Source organism: Komagataeibacter sp. FXV3 (assembly GCF_015155755.1).
GTDB lineage: Bacteria > Pseudomonadota > Alphaproteobacteria > Acetobacterales > Acetobacteraceae > Komagataeibacter.
Genome location: NZ_VWPI01000022.1, coordinates 19874 through 34731 on the forward strand (window position 1 = coordinate 19874; position 14858 = coordinate 34731).

General features: G+C 58.2%; 14 protein-coding genes. 8 read left to right on the plus strand and 6 right to left on the minus strand.

Going from position 1 to position 14858, the window contains the following annotated elements; genetic code table 11:
• The first annotated feature begins 150 nt into the window (after positions 1-150).
• The gene (locus F1542_RS02300; protein ID WP_193731635.1) at positions 151-1392 is read left to right on the plus strand and encodes an FAD-dependent oxidoreductase; all 1242 of its coding nucleotides are present in this window, start codon (positions 151-153) and stop codon (positions 1390-1392) included.
• Positions 1392-1844, plus strand: a complete 453-nt coding sequence (locus tag F1542_RS02305) for a c-type cytochrome (protein WP_193731611.1) — start codon at positions 1392-1394, stop codon at positions 1842-1844. Before F1542_RS02300 ends, F1542_RS02305 begins: the two co-directional genes overlap by 1 nt.
• Positions 1845-2707: 863 nt before the next feature.
• Here F1542_RS02305 and F1542_RS02310 read toward each other — a convergent pair.
• The 3 genes from F1542_RS02310 to F1542_RS02320 form a co-directional block, all read right to left on the minus strand.
• Entirely contained in the window at positions 2708-3268 is a 561-nt protein-coding gene (locus tag F1542_RS02310; protein WP_193731612.1) for an NADPH-dependent FMN reductase, read from the minus strand.
• A gap of 79 nt (positions 3269-3347) precedes the next feature.
• Positions 3348-3968 carry an isochorismate family cysteine hydrolase YcaC gene (ycaC, locus tag F1542_RS02315; protein ID WP_193731613.1) on the minus strand — a complete coding sequence of 207 codons (621 nt, stop codon included), beginning with the start codon at positions 3966-3968 and terminating at the stop codon, positions 3348-3350.
• Between the two features lie 78 nt (positions 3969-4046).
• A complete protein-coding gene (locus tag F1542_RS02320; protein ID WP_193731614.1) occupies positions 4047-4913 on the minus strand; it encodes a pirin family protein in 867 nt (288 codons plus the stop codon).
• A gap of 95 nt (positions 4914-5008) precedes the next feature.
• Between F1542_RS02320 and F1542_RS02325 the strand changes: the two genes are divergently transcribed.
• A complete protein-coding gene (locus tag F1542_RS02325; RefSeq protein WP_193731615.1) occupies positions 5009-5926 on the plus strand; it encodes a LysR substrate-binding domain-containing protein in 918 nt (305 codons plus the stop codon).
• Positions 5927-6272: 346 nt separating this feature from the next.
• Positions 6273-6503, plus strand: coding sequence for a hypothetical protein (locus tag F1542_RS02330; RefSeq protein ID WP_227672402.1), 231 nt, complete (start codon positions 6273-6275; stop codon positions 6501-6503).
• A 103-nt stretch (positions 6504-6606) separates the two neighbouring features.
• Here the strand turns inward: F1542_RS02330 and F1542_RS02335 are convergent, their stop codons facing one another.
• Positions 6607-6912, minus strand: a complete 306-nt coding sequence (locus tag F1542_RS02335) for a hypothetical protein (protein WP_193731617.1) — start codon at positions 6910-6912, stop codon at positions 6607-6609.
• Positions 6913-7340: 428 nt separating this feature from the next.
• On the opposite strand from F1542_RS02335, the gene F1542_RS02340 reads away from it, so the two are divergent.
• The 4 genes from F1542_RS02340 to F1542_RS02355 all read left to right on the plus strand — a co-directional run bounded on the left by F1542_RS02340 (position 7341) and on the right by F1542_RS02355 (position 11833).
• Positions 7341-8096, plus strand: coding sequence for a hypothetical protein (locus tag F1542_RS02340; protein ID WP_227672403.1), 756 nt, complete (start codon positions 7341-7343; stop codon positions 8094-8096).
• Between the two features lie 119 nt (positions 8097-8215).
• A complete protein-coding gene (locus F1542_RS02345; protein ID WP_193731619.1) occupies positions 8216-8524 on the plus strand; it encodes a hypothetical protein in 309 nt (102 codons plus the stop codon).
• Between the two features lie 94 nt (positions 8525-8618).
• Positions 8619-9086 carry a hypothetical protein gene (locus F1542_RS02350; RefSeq protein ID WP_193731620.1) on the plus strand — a complete coding sequence of 156 codons (468 nt, stop codon included), beginning with the start codon at positions 8619-8621 and terminating at the stop codon, positions 9084-9086.
• 401 nt (positions 9087-9487) lie between these two features.
• Positions 9488-11833, plus strand: coding sequence for a mechanosensitive ion channel family protein (locus tag F1542_RS02355; protein WP_193731636.1), 2346 nt, complete (start codon positions 9488-9490; stop codon positions 11831-11833).
• A gap of 110 nt (positions 11834-11943) precedes the next feature.
• On the opposite strand, the gene F1542_RS02360 is transcribed toward F1542_RS02355, so the two are convergent.
• On the minus strand, positions 11944-13323 hold the full coding sequence (locus F1542_RS02360) for an Nramp family divalent metal transporter (RefSeq protein WP_193731621.1): 1380 nt from the start codon (positions 13321-13323) through the stop codon (positions 11944-11946).
• A gap of 354 nt (positions 13324-13677) precedes the next feature.
• On the minus strand, positions 13678-14847 hold the full coding sequence (locus F1542_RS02365; protein WP_193731622.1) for an acyl-CoA dehydrogenase family protein: 1170 nt from the start codon (positions 14845-14847) through the stop codon (positions 13678-13680).
• Positions 14848-14858 lie beyond the last annotated feature (11 nt).

A 14858-nucleotide genomic window follows, 5' to 3' on the forward strand; every position in this document is an offset into this window, starting at 1 on the left:
TGTCCTGTTTCTGGGCGGCGCTTGCGTCTGGGCGGGAATTTTGTATCCTGTTATGTTTCAGGTGCTTGTGCGATGGCACGGGCACGGACAGATACAAAAGGCTGGAACTTGACCGGTTTTGACGACAACCAGAAACACAGGCGTTCTGGCCTGAAACGCAGGGACCTGTTTGCCGGCTCCCTGGCTTTTGGCACCCTTGGGGCGCGCGGTATGTGGAATTCCGTGCCGGCCGCTGCCGCTGCCCTGCAGCGCACCGCTGTCGGTGGCACCGTGCCCCGGCTGGTGCCCATGCGCGCCCATGCCGACCAGATTACCGATATCAAGGTCTGCCTGCGCCCGTTCCGCCCCGCCGGTCCCCGGCTGGATGTCGAACGCGTGGGGGACAAGGTGGTCATCCATAATTATGGCCATGGTGGCAGCGGGTGGTCCCTGTCATGGGGATCGGCCGATATCGCGGTGGGCAAGGCGGCGTCACTGTCGCCCCGGCGGATTGCGGTGGTGGGCTGCGGCGTGATCGGCCTGACATCGGCACTGAGCGCACAGCGCGCGGGCTTTGATGTCACCATCTATACCCGCGACATGCTGCCCCATACCCGTTCTGTCCGGGCCAATGGCAGCTGGACGCCGGATTCACGCATCGCGCTGACCGCCCCCGCCGGGCCGCAGTTTGCCGAAGTGTGGGAACAGATGGCCCGGTATTCGTGGAAAGCCTATCGCGACTATCTTGGCCTGCCGGGCAACCCGATTGATTTCCGTGACAACTACCAGTTGTCAGATACGCCGTTTGACGAAGCCCCTGAACCCGAGGGCCGCACCGGACCGGGGGATTATGCATCAACCGGGATGCCGCGCGCGACCAGCGAATTCGCGGCATATGGCGACCGGATCAAGGATATCATTCCCGCACCCGAACTGCTGGCCAGTCAGGATAACCCCTTTCCCGTAGCATACGCGCAGCGTGCACCGATGATGATGTTCAATTTCGGCGCGTACGGGCATCTGCTGCTGTCGGAATTCTATCAGGCGGGCGGCAAGGTCGTGATCCGTGAATTCCATACTCCCTCTGACATGAAATCCATTGCGGAACCCGTCATCATCAACTGTCCCGGCTATGCCGCGCGGGATCTGTGGGGGGACAGGACCCTTATTCCCGTGCGCGGGCAGACGGCGTGGCTGCCACCGCAGCCGGATGTCACGTATGGGGTGGAATACAGGGGGGCGGCTGCCCTGTCCAAAAGTGACGGGTTGATGATCCAGGCCGTTGACCTGAATAATGTTGGCGAAATGGAAGGGGTCGGCAACAGCTTCGAGCATGCTGACCGCGCCGAAGCTGAAAAGGCGATTGCGGTGTTTGAAAACCTGTTTGCACGCTTTCCCGCGGGGCGTGGCTGATGCGCGGGCGGGGTTATGCCTGTCGCGCGGGCCTTGGGGCCGGGCTTTTGCTGGCGCTGGTGCATGGGAACGTACCTACGGCCAGTGCGGCGCAGGCGCGGACCGTATCCTATTACACCATGGAACAGGCCCAGCGGGGGGAGAGCGCATACCAGCAGTTCTGTGCCGTCTGCCATGGCGCCAGCCTTGCAGGTGCGTTTGATGTGCCCCCGCTGAAGGGCCGGTTCGTCACCAACTGGTCCGGTAGCACGCTGGATCGGCTGTTTGACTATGTTTCCAAGGCCATGCCGCTGTTTTCCCCAGGGGCGCTGACACCGGCGCAGAATGCTGACCTGATTGCGTTCATTCTGCGTGAAAACGGCGTGCCTGCAGGTAAGAGTGACCTGCCTGCGACGGATGCCGCGTTGAAAACGATGGCGTTTCCCGCCATTTCCGCTGACAGGGTAAAATAATGTAGGCACCTTCCCACGTCTGGGAGGGTGTTATGTACTTTGAGGAAGTATGGCGGCATTTCCGGGCATAAAACATGTGAAAGAGACGGCATGGAGATCTGCGCGTGTTGAAGCATGACACTCGTAATCCCTGACGAGACCATGGCAGCGTCTGGATAAGCCGTACCCTCATTGAATGTTAAGAGGCTGCCTGAAAAGTCCGTCCGGAAAACATCCTGCAATCATAAAGCTTTTTTCAGGCGGATCTGGAAAACGCTACCTTTTTGAAAAAAGACAGCACCCAAAAACTTTTATCGTTTTTTATCAATGCGCTGTTTTCAAGCAGTCTTTAAGACCGGAACCCGGCGCATCTGCTGGGCTTTACGCTCAGTTTGTCGGGTTTCCGGGACTATCCGGCATTGGGGGCGCTTCGCCCGGTTTCGGCTTGGGGGCGGGCTTTTCGGGTGGATATTGGTCAGGTGTCTTGCTCATCTGATTTAAGGCTCCAGTTCTGTTCCTGCGATTATTTTGCCGGGGTGCCGGTCGGCATCGGTGCTAACGGTTCACTGCCGCCGGAAGATGCGGGGTTCCCGGATCAGGCATAGTTGCCTCCTTGCTAATCAAGCCCGGTACGTGACGAGAGTTCCCCGATGTATGCGGTCGTCATGCCATGCTCTGAAATTATTGCTGCAGGCACATTTAAGCCAGACGAAGCTGCGCTGGCGGCGTGGTCGCCATGTCGGCCTTTCACTATTTTCCGCAGAAAACTGTCCGGTTGCTCGTTCGCGACAACCGCCTGTCTGCCGGGTGGGAACGGGCTGGGCAGCCTTGCATGCAATCCTTTATGGATGGGCGCAGGAAAGCCGGCATGGCCCGGTGGCTCTTTACGACATGATGCGCGCAAGTTCCGCGAGAGCATTGATCTGGCGAACCAGAAAGTCACGCGTGCCCTGATCCGTCAGTTCGCGCCGTTCGGTGTCGAATTTGGTTGCGGCCTGCCCGATCATGACTTCCGGCCTGTTCAGCACGCAGGCATCCAGAAACACCAGTATCTGCCGGAGATGATATTGCGCGCGGGCGCCGCCGATCATTCCGGGTGAAACCGTCTGGATGGCGAGCGGCTTTCGCGCCAGCGGCTGTGGTGTCACGCGTGACAGCCAGTCCAGGGCGTTTTTCAGGACGCCGGGCACCGAATAGTTATATTCCGGCGTAACGATGATGACGCCATCGGCCGATCTGATCTGGTCGGCCATTTCAAGAACGGGGCGCGGCATTTCCTGATCCTGCAGGTCCTGATCATAAAGTGGAAACGCCCCCACGGAGCCGAGCAGAGAGATCTGAATCCCCTCTGGCGCTATCCGGGGCAGGGTTTCAGCCAGCATGCGATTCAGGGATGCCTTGCGAAGGCTGCCAAGGAGGACGACGAAATTTAGTTTCTGCGACATGAAAAATGTTTCCTGCAAATCCGGATCAAGATGCATCATCCGTGCTTTCCCGGGTAATCACGCTGCCCGGGGGCGTGTGTCACGACCTGCTGGTCCTGTAGGATGTGATGAGATTACGATAGTCGGGAATATGGTTCGACAGCAGCGTGCCGAGCCCATCGACGTCGTTGCGCCAGTCCCTGTGCAGTTCGCATGCGGCCCCGAACCATGTCATCAACTGCGCCCCGGCGGCCTCCATGCGCGCCCAGGCCGCATCGCGTGTCATGGCATTGAAGGTGCCCGAGGCATCCGTCACGACAAAAACCTCATAACCTTCGGCAAGGGCGGACAGGACTGGAAACGCCACGCAGACTTCGGTTACCACGCCGGCAATGAGCAGCTGTCTCCTGCCGGTTGCCTTGATTGCCGCGACGAAATCCGGGTTGTCCCAGGCATTGATCTGGCCGGGCCGGGCAATGAAGGGGGCATCAGGAAACTGTGCCCTGAGTTCCGGCACGATCGGCCCGTTTGGCCCGTCTTCAAAACTGGTGGTGAGAATGGTCGGTAATCTGAAATACCGTGCCATGTCCGCCAGCGCCAGAACGTTGTTGCGGAACCTGTCCGGGTCGATATCGCGAACGAGCGACAGCAACCCGGTCTGATGATCGACCAGGAGGACGGTCACATTGTCCCGGTCGAGGCGCACGTATGGTCTGTTCATATCGGATCTTCCATTCTTCTTGCACAAAGGGATGTGCCTCGCAGGTTTCAGGGCAGGGCACATCCCGACCCGTCCATTTCAGGCAATAACGCCGAACCGGCCGGCCCGGACATCGTTGATCGCCTGCTGGATTTCTTCCTGGGTGTTCATGACGAACGGCCCATATCCCGCAATCGGTTCATTCAGCGGCTGGCCGGTCAGCACAAGGAAGCTGGAGTCCACGGCGGCCTGTACGCTTACCCGGGTGCCCGCCGTTCCCAGCAGGGCGAACTGCGCGCTGCCCAGTTCCTCCGCGCCATTTACGATCAGTTTTCCTTCGAGCGAGACGACGGCGCAGTTGTGCCCTTCCGGCAGGTCAAGTGTGACCTGGCGTCCCTGATGCAGGACCGCATCCCACACGTTCAGCGGCGAGAAGATCCGGGCCGGTCCATGTGTACCGTCATGGTCTCCGGCGATAACCCGCAGGTGCCCCGCGCCATCAGGCAGGGCCACGGTTGGAATGTCCGCCGCAAGCAGGGTCTGGTACGCGGCCGGCACGCCCTTGTCCCTTGCCGGAAGATTGACCCACAACTGGACCATGCGGAACGCCCCGCCGGACTTCGCATATGCAGGGGAGTGGTATTCCGCATGCTGGATGCCGCGCCCGGCAGTCATCCACTGCACGTCGCCCGGTCCGATCACGCCGCCACCGCCTGAAGAATCACGATGCTCGACCTCGCCATCATAAACGATCGTGACCGTTTCAAAGCCCTTGTGCGGATGTTCGCCCACGCCACGGCGGGATTGTGTCGGCTGGAACTGGTGCGGTCCTGCATAATCCAGCAGCAGGAACGGGCTAAGATGCTTACCGAAATCACTGTATGAAAACAGGGAACGGACGGGAAAGCCGTCTCCAACCCAGTGGCCGCGATCATTTCCGTAGCGACCGAGAATCTGTTTCTGCATGGCTGCATTCCTCCATAACGTGACCCTGAATATGCAATGGTCCGGCCGTCTCATGAAGATTGTCAGATCGAACGATACGTTCTACTGATAGAACAATGCGGGATCTTAATGATTTCTACTATTTCGTGCAGGTTGTGCGTCACGGTGGCTTTTCTGCAGCCGCCAGGGCAACGGGGCTGCAGAAATCCCTGCTGAGCCGACGGATCCAGGGACTGGAGGACCATCTGCATACGCGGCTGATCCAGCGGTCCTCACGCCATTTCAAGGTTACGGAGACCGGAAACAGGTTTTATGAACATTGCATGGCCCTGCTTGAGGAAGCCGACCTTGCTGAACGCTCGGTCGCGGAACTGCAAAGCGAACCCTGTGGTGTGATCCGCCTGAGTTGCCCTGTGGCGCTGCTCAATTTCCAGTTCGGGGCACTGCTGGCCCGGTTCATGCAGCGATACCCGGCGGTTACGTTGCATCTTGAGAGTACCAATCGGCACGTGGACGTGCTTAAGGAAGGATTTGACCTTGCCATTCGTGTGCGGTTTCCACCACTCGAGACCTCGGACCTTGTCATGCGCGTTTTCGATACAAGCACCCAATGTCTTGTCGCGGCCCCGGAACTTGTCAGGACGCCCCTGACATCGCCCGCCGACCTTGGTGCATTTGCCAGCATGGATTTCCATACCGCACCCGGTGCCCATTCCTGGATACTGGAAAGCCGGGACGGGCAGACCGCCACCGTTTTCCATGAGCCGAGGTTCGTCACGGATGATATGGCAGTACTGCGCGAGGCCGCGCTGATCGGCAATGGTATCGTGCAACTCCCCACCACGATGGTGTGGAAGGACATCAGGGCCGGGCGCCTGATTTCCCTCCTGCCCAACTGGCATCCCCAGGCCGGGGTCGTTCACGCGGTCTTTCCATCAAGACGGGGTATTGTTCCGGCTCTCCGGGCACTGCTCGATTTTCTGGCACATGAATGCGCGGTGCAGCGGCAGAGGATCGGCCGGGTAATCCAGTAAGCGCAGGACTCATGGCCTTGAGCCAGACGATGACGCCTGCTGCGATATGGATTGCGGACATGCGGGTACGAACACGATGGTCATATTGTGCGGCAGGGGGAACGCCATTGCAGGAAGATGGCGGAACGCATAGGTCACTCCGGACACCTGTTTGAAAACAGCATCACCAGAAACGTCCATCTTTTGCGGCGGTCTCCGTGCTCTGGATCACAGTGTGGGGAGAAAATGTAATCTTCCCGAACTTATGTTAATATCTGGCGTTGGATACATGTAGCAGGCCGCTACAGCGTTCCCACATACCTCGTGACAGTTCCAGTACCCACCATGCAGATGCAGGGAGATGGACATGACGAAGTCAGATTACACCGTGAATAATCAGGAACTTGAGACGCGGGCGATCAGCCTGTGGAACAAGCAGCATCCCGACCGCCCATGGCGGCGGTTAAGTAACCTGCACCGCTATCGCCGGGCCACGCATGCGCTGCAGGGCATCCCGGCCTTTCCTGAAGAACAGGCGCAGTTCCGGTTTCTTGCATCGCATGGCATGGGTCTTTCACAGGACAGGGACTGCATGTAACCCCATGGCGGGCAGGGGGCATGTCTATATGCACCTGTCCGGCCATAGTGGATCGTAACGATATGGGGTGGGGGCAGTCATGCACCCACCCGTTTTCATATGCTCAGTGCAGGGCTGATGGACTGCGCAGGGTCTGGTGATTGCTGGACATGCCGGGGTGGTCCGGGCTTTTGTTGCCCGCAGGCTGTTTTGTCAAGGGTTGATCGGGGGGCTGTTGCTGCCGGGCCGGGTCAACCTGTTCCGGCAATGGTTCCGTCTTGCGGGAATAAGGCTGTGCCCGTTCGATCGAGGATGGCGAATTGCCACCTGGCTGGCTTACGTTCCTGTCCTGTGGGTGCTGCTGCGCCATGGCGGTCGGGGTGATGGCCAGAGGCAGGCACAGCACGAGTATTGCAGGAAAATATCGCATCGCGTCATGTCCCTGAAGATATCTGGAGGGAAGGGCGAAAAAACCGCCATTCTCATCTGCTTTCCTGTCCATAGCGTGCAGGCATATGAACAGTTTCAGACCGCAGGGTGTTTTATTTTCATTTTTACTGACAACGTATTTGCGTCATTCCGTTCTGTGCAGAAATAATCTGAAACTTCAATAAAGGTAGAATGTTATAACCCGGATTGCCAGGGGGCAGCTGCGATGCCGGGCCGATCAGGTAAACGCCAGAGCGTACATGAAATGCACATGACAGAAGTGTGCATGTTTGTGCGGTCATGACGCATGCAATGAACAGGAGTGCGCACATGCCGAAGAGAAACTCTGTCCAGGCGGACTTTTTTAATTCGGATTTCTGTCAGCATAAGAATTTCTGGCAGAAACGTAAGGTCTCCGTCCTGACTGACATGCTGTTTGATATTCATAACACGAAATTCGCCGTGCAGGTCAGGCGTATTGCGACACGCCACCCGATACGCAAGGTGCTTGTTACATCCGTACAGGTTCCCAGACGTAACAGGAAACTTGACAAGGTATTCAACCGGTTCCGGAATACACGACATACCGTTGACTTTGCCCCGGTCCGCATGGTGCATGGCCGGGGCAAGTTCGGTAATATCAATACTGCCCTGTCAAAGATAAACCTGCCTGATTATGACTGGATCGTGGTAACGGATGATGATGTGAACCTGCCCCACCGGTTTCTGGACATGTTCATTCCATTGTGTGAAATCATGAACCTGAAGATATCACAGCCCGCGCACCGGTATCATTCCTATACATCCTTTACTTTCAATTACAGGAAATGGAACAGTATTGGCCGCGTAACACGGTATGTGGAAGATGGCCCCGTTACGGCATTCCACCGGGACGCCATGGCTTACCTGTTTCCTTTTCCCGAATTGCGCTGGGCATGGGCGACTGATATCGCATTCTGTGATGAGGCCCACCGCAACCGTCATAATGTCGGTATTGTCGATTATACGGCCATTGAACATCTCAAGCCCGCCGGGCAGGATTATCCCGTAACGGAAGCCATGGCCGAGGCCCGCACCTTCCTGGCGCGCCGGTCATTGCAGCCTGACCGGCTTGACCTGTTCCGTGATACGGAAATACTCCGTCATATCGGTAACGGATGCCTGACATATGACGTCATGGTGTAAGGGGGCATACCCCCTGCATTGCCAGTCAATACTGGTCGTTTTGATGAATTCCCTTTATGGCAATCCGCACGGGATGACCAGGCGGCAATGGCATCCATAGTTTTTGCGAAGGATTGACCATGCCCCCATCGTATGATGATGCACTGTCCCCTGCCGAACGGGCGCAACTGGGCGTTCATATCTGGCATAATGCCTTTTGCGCCGCCCTGCTGGATATGGACACGGCGCAGCGCCGGACCCTGCTGGCACGGCTGGAACAGCTGGGGCAGACAATAGAGCAGGGCAAGGATACACCCAGCCGCGTCAATACCCCCGCCGCGCGCGATCATGCCCTGAATCTGGTCCGGCAGGCGATAGGGGAGACGGAAAACCGTGTCCCCCCATTGCGTGTGCCCGTGTGGTGTCGGGATGTCCCTGATTGTGACTGATCGTGCATAAGCGTCTTTTCCTTGTTGCTGATTGTCTGCGGGCCGCAACTGGCCCAGTTTGACATTGTAATCATGATGGAAAAGAGGATTTGACGTGATCGACCGTGACCTGCAGGGGATGATGCTGCATCGCATGGCCGCCAATGGCGGGGCGGCCAGTCTGGCGCCCGAGCACGATGCGGATGCCGAACGCTGGGCCCGAAACCTGCTTGATCTGGAATTGCAGGGGCTGAGCAAGGGGGGTGTCAGCATTACCCCTGACGGATTGCGGATTACGGGGGATAGCACTCTTACCAATGCAGGGCGTGCATATCTGGACCGTCCGGATGACATGCATGTGGTGCTGGATGGTCCTGATACCGTAAAGGCCCTGCATCAACGTATTGCTGGCGATCCCGACCTGTCGGACACGGAACGCCACGACCTTGCCCGCTCACTTGATGACATGCACCCGCTGACGCTGAAAGCCTTCGGTCAGGAACTGCTGGAACGCGCGGTATCACACGGGTCGGATACGGTATCCCTATTGAAAAAACACACGGCCCCCAGGGATAAGCCGTAAGTCCGGTCGCCGTGCATGCTGGCCCGCATATGATATTATTTATTCCAAAAACAAATATAAGAAAAAATGTATATAAAATTAAAAATAAGTCTTATTTCAATAAAAATTAATTATGGCAAATAAAAATCCGTTGCCGCAAGTAAATTGCAAAAAGGTAGACGGTTTCTTGCATATCAGCTCGGCTTCCCTGTCTCTGCGCTTTTACAGCCATCTCTGCAATAACGCAGGGTGATTGCCTGAAATGGGAAATTATCGTGCCATTTTTACATGGCAGATATTCATGATCAGGCAGCCGGGATGGAAGGGGAACAATGCGGCACTTAACCTATACTTGCCAACGGGGCGGCAAAGGCCATTCCCTGCCGGGGTTCTGGCGGGTTGCCGTTCTGGGGTTTGTCGCAATGTGCCTGCTGGCCATGCCGGGACAGGGCCATGCCGCCGATACGGATGCGGCGCAGGGCATGAGCCGTGAGCAGGCGCAGCAGGTACTGGCCGTCATGAACGACCCCGCAAAACGGGCCGAGTTCACCAACACCCTGTCGGCTATCGCATCCCGGCTTCCTTCCGCCCCCGCCGCGCCTGCCGCTGCCCCCAGACCCGCCGCCACGGATGCCCTGTCGGTCGAACCCGATACGCTGGGCAGTGACCTGGTGCAGGACATGGGAAGCCTGCGTGGCCGCCTGATCGTGCAGGCCCAGCATTTTGTCGCCCTGTTTGGCGACCTGGTGTTTGTGGCGCACTGGACCCATACCATTTTTGCCGATCCGCAATCGCGGATGATCCTGTTTGACGCCATGGGGCGGGCGACCCTGATCCTGCTGCTGGCGCTGGCGGCGGAACATGGTTTTTCCCTGTTGCTGCGCAAGCCGCTGCTCAAGGTCACCGAACGGGCGGTCGCGACCGAACGCCGCCTGAACCTGCCTGACGCCACGGCCACCGCGGCACCCCCCCCGGCCGGGGCGACAGCGCAGGACAAGGATGACGCGCAGGCCCGGCAGGGCGACATACAGGCCCAGCACGCGACACTGCGCCTGCTGACCCGTGTGCCGTATTCACTCATGCACCTGCTGATCAAGCTGCTGCCGGTGGGGCTGTTTTTCGCACTTGGCACCTGTTTTGCCTATCTGCTGACCACCACGCATCAGGCCATGCTGGTCACGCTTACGCTTACGAATGCCTATGTGGTCGCCCGCGTGGTCTATCTGTTGATGGAAACGCTGTTCGTGCCGCATTCGCCCGCCATCCGGCTATGCAGCGCCAGTGACCAGACGGCCTTCATGGTTACGCACTGGCTCAACTTCCTTGTTGCCGCACCGTCGGTTGTGGTCTGCCTGTCCACGCTGGGTGGCGTGTTTGACATGCCCGCACGCGGGACAGAGGCGATCATCCGTTCCGTCGTGCTGATCGAGCACGTGCTGGTCGCCATTTTCACATGGCGCGTGCGCATGCATGTCGCGCTGGCCCTGCAGCCACCCGCACGCCTGCGCACGCAGCCATTCTGGATGTTTCTGGGGCGACTGGTCTACCTGTGGTGGGTGCCGGCCATGTTCTTCAACTTCGCGTTGTGGCTGATCTGGGCAACCCATATCCAGGGCGGTTATGCATGGATCATCCGTACCGTCATCCTGACGACGGCTGTCGTGATCCTGTCGCGGGTGCTGTCGGTCCTGATCTTCAACCTGCAGAACCGGCTGTTCCATGTCTCCCCCGCGATGGAAGCGCGTTATCCCGGCCTGCAGGCACGGGTGAACTATTATTACCCGGTCTCGCGCAAAATCCTGTCCTTCCTCATGTTCTTTGCCTCCGCCATGCTGTTCCTGCAGGCGCTTGGGCTGCCCGCCATCCACTTCCTGTTCCATGGCAGGCTGGGGCCGAAGATCATTGGCGCGATGCTGTCCGTTCTGGTTGCCTATACGGTCGCCATTTTCATATGGGAAGCTGCCAACGCCGCCCTGCAGGGGCAGATTACCCGCTTCGAGAATTCATCCCAGACCGGGCGGGCCAGCCGGCTGCGCACTGTCCTGCCCATTATCAAGACCGTGCTGCTGGCGCTGATCATCATTATCGTGGCGGTTACCACACTGTCGCAGATCGGGATCAATGTGGCCCCCCTGCTGACCGGTGCGGGGATCATGGGTGCGGCCATCGCCTTTGGCGCGCAGAGTCTGGTCAAGGATTTCATCACCGGCTTCTTCATGCTGGTGGAAAACGCCATTCAGGTGGGCGACTGGGTGACCGCCGGTGGCGTATCCGGCACCGTCGAACACCTGTCGATCCGGACCCTGCGGCTGCGTTCGGTCAATGGCGACCTGCATATCATCCCGTTTTCGGAAGTGTCGTCCATCGCCAATACATCGCGTGACTATAACCTTGTCGTGGTTGATTTCATGATCGACCTCAGCCAGGACACGAAACAGCTTTGCGCCATCCTGCACGAGGAACTGGAACTGATGCGCAAGACGCCCCGTTACGGGCACCTCATCATGTCCGAATTCGCGTTCCTTGGTATTGAACAGGCAGATGGCAATGGCGCGCGTTTCCTTGGCTCGGTCCGCACCACGCCTGGGTCAAAATGGACGGTCTATCGCGAATATTACGCCCGTCTGGCCGTGCGCATGAATAATGAAGGCATCAAGTTCCCGGTTCCCAGCTTCCTTAACCTGCTGGACAATGGCCCGGGGGCGGATGGCCTGAAGGTAACGGCAGCCGTTCCCCCCACGACAGGGACGCACGCGCCACAGGCCTGATCCCCTATAAGAAAGTTTTTGGTGAAGCTTTTTTTAAAGCGTGGAAAGAACGCCGCCTTTTTGGGAAAGGGCGGCACCCCAAGACCTTTGTAATTTTTATCAATGAGTTATTACGCCGGGAAAACCGTATCGTACAGCAGCTTGAAATTCAGCACCAGAATGATGGCCGCTACCAGCCACGACAACAGGGCGAACGGGCGGGAAATAACGAATTCCCCCATTTTCTGCCGGTCGGATACAAACATCACCAGCGGGATCACGGCAAAGGGTAATTGCAGTGACAGGATCACCTGACTGGCCAGCAGCAGTTGTCCCACGCCCCTGTCACCATACAGGGCCGTAACAATCACAACCGGGACAATGGCCAGCCCACGTGTCAGCAGCCGTCGCGCCCAATGGGGAATGCGCAGCCGCAGGAACCCCTCCATGATGATCTGTCCAGCCAGCGTGCCGGTAATGGTTGAATTGGTGCCCGCCGCCAGCAGGGCAACCGCAAACAGGGTGGAGGCAATGCCAAGCCCCAGTATGGGGGACAGCAGGCGGTACGCATCCTCCAGTTCCGCGACATCCTGGTGACCGGTGGTATGGAAGGCGGCTGCCGCGACAATCAAGATAGCGGCATTGATGAACAGCGCCAGCATCAACGCAAGGGTGCTGTCCCATGTGGCCCAGCGTATGGCATCCCGCCGTCCCGGCACGGTGCGGGGAAAAGCGCGTGTCTGCACGATGGAAGAATGCAGGTACAGGTTATGTGGCATGACCGTCGCCCCGATAATGCCAATGGCGATATACAGCATCTGGCTGTTGGCCACGATCCGGGGGGAGGGCACAAACCCCTTCAGTAAGGCCATGATGGGGGGCTGTGCCGCCACGACCTGCACGGCAAAGCATAGGGCAATGATGCTGAGCAGCCCGATAATGAAGGCTTCAAGGTAACGGAAACCCCGGTTCATCAGGAACAGCACAAGAAAGGCGTCCAGCACGGAAATCAGGGCGCCCACCAGCAGGGGCATGCCGAACAGCAGTTGCAGCGCGACTGCCGTACCGATGACTTCCGCCAGATCGCAGGCGATGATGGCCAGTTCACAGGCCAGCCACAGGATAATGTTCACAACCGGTGGAAAATGATCGCGACAGGCCTGTGCCAGGTCACGCCCGGTGGCGATGCCCAGCCGTGCCGACAGCGATTGCAATATGATCGCCATGAAGTTCGACAGCCCGATGACAGACAGCAGCGTATAACCGAACTGCGCACCACCCTGCAGGTCGGTTGCCCAGTTGCCGGGGTCCATGTACCCGACCGAAACCATATAGCCCGGCCCCACGAACGCCATGAACCGGCGCAGCCATGATGCCCCCGCATCCGGTACCCGCACGCTGGCGAAGGCTTCGGGCAAGCTGTTGGTTTCAGGCTCCCCCGGTCGGGCGAAACGCCATGCTGCGGTGGGGGCAGGGGGCGAGGCAGGCGGTCTTGCTGGCGTCATGGGCATACTCAATCGTATCCCCCATAAATATGCAATATGCTATATTGCATGGCATAAGGAAATCTTATCAGCATATGCCATGACATGCAGGCATAATGTATGAAGTATAAAATCATGGAAAAGTTCTGGTGAGGCATCCATAAATAAATATTCATGAAAATCCGTGATTTTGAAAAATGTTTAAAAAATAAAATATTTCCAGAAGAATAATAAAAGCTTTAGGTGCCGCCTTTTTTTAAAGGCGGCATCCCGTGGCGCTTGTTGAAAAAAACTTCACCAAAAACTTTCTTATGATTGCAGGATATTACTGATCCGGTTTTTTGAACGGCCTCCAGAATGAAGGTAGCAGCATAGTGATGGTCATGAATGCCGTGCCGGTTCCGTCAGGGCCACCCTGCCTGCCGCCGCCAGCACGACATCCTCCTGTGGGGCGTGAATACGTGCACAGAGCACGTTGCGAAAATGGCGCTCCAGCGGGTTATCCTCACTCAATGCCGGGTTGCCGATCGCGGCAACGCCCAGTTCCACGGCTTTGATGGCGTTTTCCGTCATGACGTATTTGGTCAGATTGGCTTCAGTACCGGGATAAGTCCCCTTTTCAGCCCGGTCGAGGGCAACGTCCATTATGCTCCGGTTGGTCATCAGCAACGCGTCAATCTGTCCCAGCAGCGTATGGAACCGGGGCAGGGTGGCAAGTGGCCTGCCCAGCGCCGTCGGCACGCGCGCATGCAGGAATGAAATCAGCCAGTCACGCGCCGTGCGGGCCACGCCATCATACAGCGCTGCAATGGCTAGCGCGTGGCCGGTAATTTCTGCCCCGTTATTGCTTTGCCACTGTTCGGGCAGGCGCAGGTCAACCAGTGCCGTTTCGGGCAGTTCCACATTTTCAAATATGAAGGTATGGCTGCCCGTTGCGCGCATGCCCATCTGGTGCCAGCTGCGTTCAATGCGAACGCCCGGCGCATGCAGGTCAACCAGAACCTGCCCCACCCGTGGCTGGGCCTCATCCGTTGCGACCCATACCGTGCCCCAGCGCAGGGCAGTTGACCCGGTGGAATAGATTTTCCGTCCGTTCAGCACCATCCCGCCAGCGCCAGACGTAATGCGTGTTGCGGGCAGGCCGCCACGTGACGGGCTGCCCAGTTCAGGCTCAACCCGCAGCGCGTTGATCAGCGCACCATCATGCAGGGCGGTTTCGGTTACCTGCCGTCGCGCGGCTTCGGGCCAGCGGTCGGACTGCGCAATCAGCATATGCTGCAGGAAATGCATGGCCATGATCAGTGCGGTGGTGGGATCGCCGGTGGCAAGGGTGCCGACCACATCAATCACCTGCCGCAGGCCGCCCCCCTGTCCCCCATCCGCGCGCGCAATGGTCAGGCCCAGCAGGCCTGCCGCACGGCATTCGTCAAGGTTTTCGGTGGCAATTTCACCAGACCGGTCATGGGCGGCCGCACGGGTGGCGAAACGTGTCGCCAGTTCGTCCAGTGTCTGTTGGGCTTCCGGAACGGTTGGGGTAGGGGGGGAACCCATGGTTCAGATAT

Coding starts and splice junctions, on each gene's coding strand:
- F1542_RS02305 (WP_193731611.1), top strand. CDS start 1,392: ATGCGCGGGCGGGGTTATGCCTGTCGCGCGGGCCTTGGGGCCGGGCTT.
- F1542_RS02310 (WP_193731612.1), bottom strand. CDS start 3,268: ATGTCGCAGAAACTAAATTTCGTCGTCCTCCTTGGCAGCCTTCGCAAG.
- ycaC (WP_193731613.1), bottom strand. CDS start 3,968: ATGAACAGACCATACGTGCGCCTCGACCGGGACAATGTGACCGTCCTC.
- F1542_RS02320 (WP_193731614.1), bottom strand. CDS start 4,913: ATGCAGAAACAGATTCTCGGTCGCTACGGAAATGATCGCGGCCACTGG.
- F1542_RS02325 (WP_193731615.1), top strand. CDS start 5,009: ATGCGGGATCTTAATGATTTCTACTATTTCGTGCAGGTTGTGCGTCAC.
- F1542_RS02330 (WP_227672402.1), top strand. CDS start 6,273: ATGACGAAGTCAGATTACACCGTGAATAATCAGGAACTTGAGACGCGG.
- F1542_RS02335 (WP_193731617.1), bottom strand. CDS start 6,912: ATGCGATATTTTCCTGCAATACTCGTGCTGTGCCTGCCTCTGGCCATC.
- F1542_RS02340 (WP_227672403.1), top strand. CDS start 7,341: ATGCTGTTTGATATTCATAACACGAAATTCGCCGTGCAGGTCAGGCGT.
- F1542_RS02345 (WP_193731619.1), top strand. CDS start 8,216: ATGCCCCCATCGTATGATGATGCACTGTCCCCTGCCGAACGGGCGCAA.
- F1542_RS02355 (WP_193731636.1), top strand. CDS start 9,488: ATGTGCCTGCTGGCCATGCCGGGACAGGGCCATGCCGCCGATACGGAT.
- F1542_RS02360 (WP_193731621.1), bottom strand. CDS start 13,323: ATGCCCATGACGCCAGCAAGACCGCCTGCCTCGCCCCCTGCCCCCACC.
- F1542_RS02365 (WP_193731622.1), bottom strand. CDS start 14,847: ATGGGTTCCCCCCCTACCCCAACCGTTCCGGAAGCCCAACAGACACTG.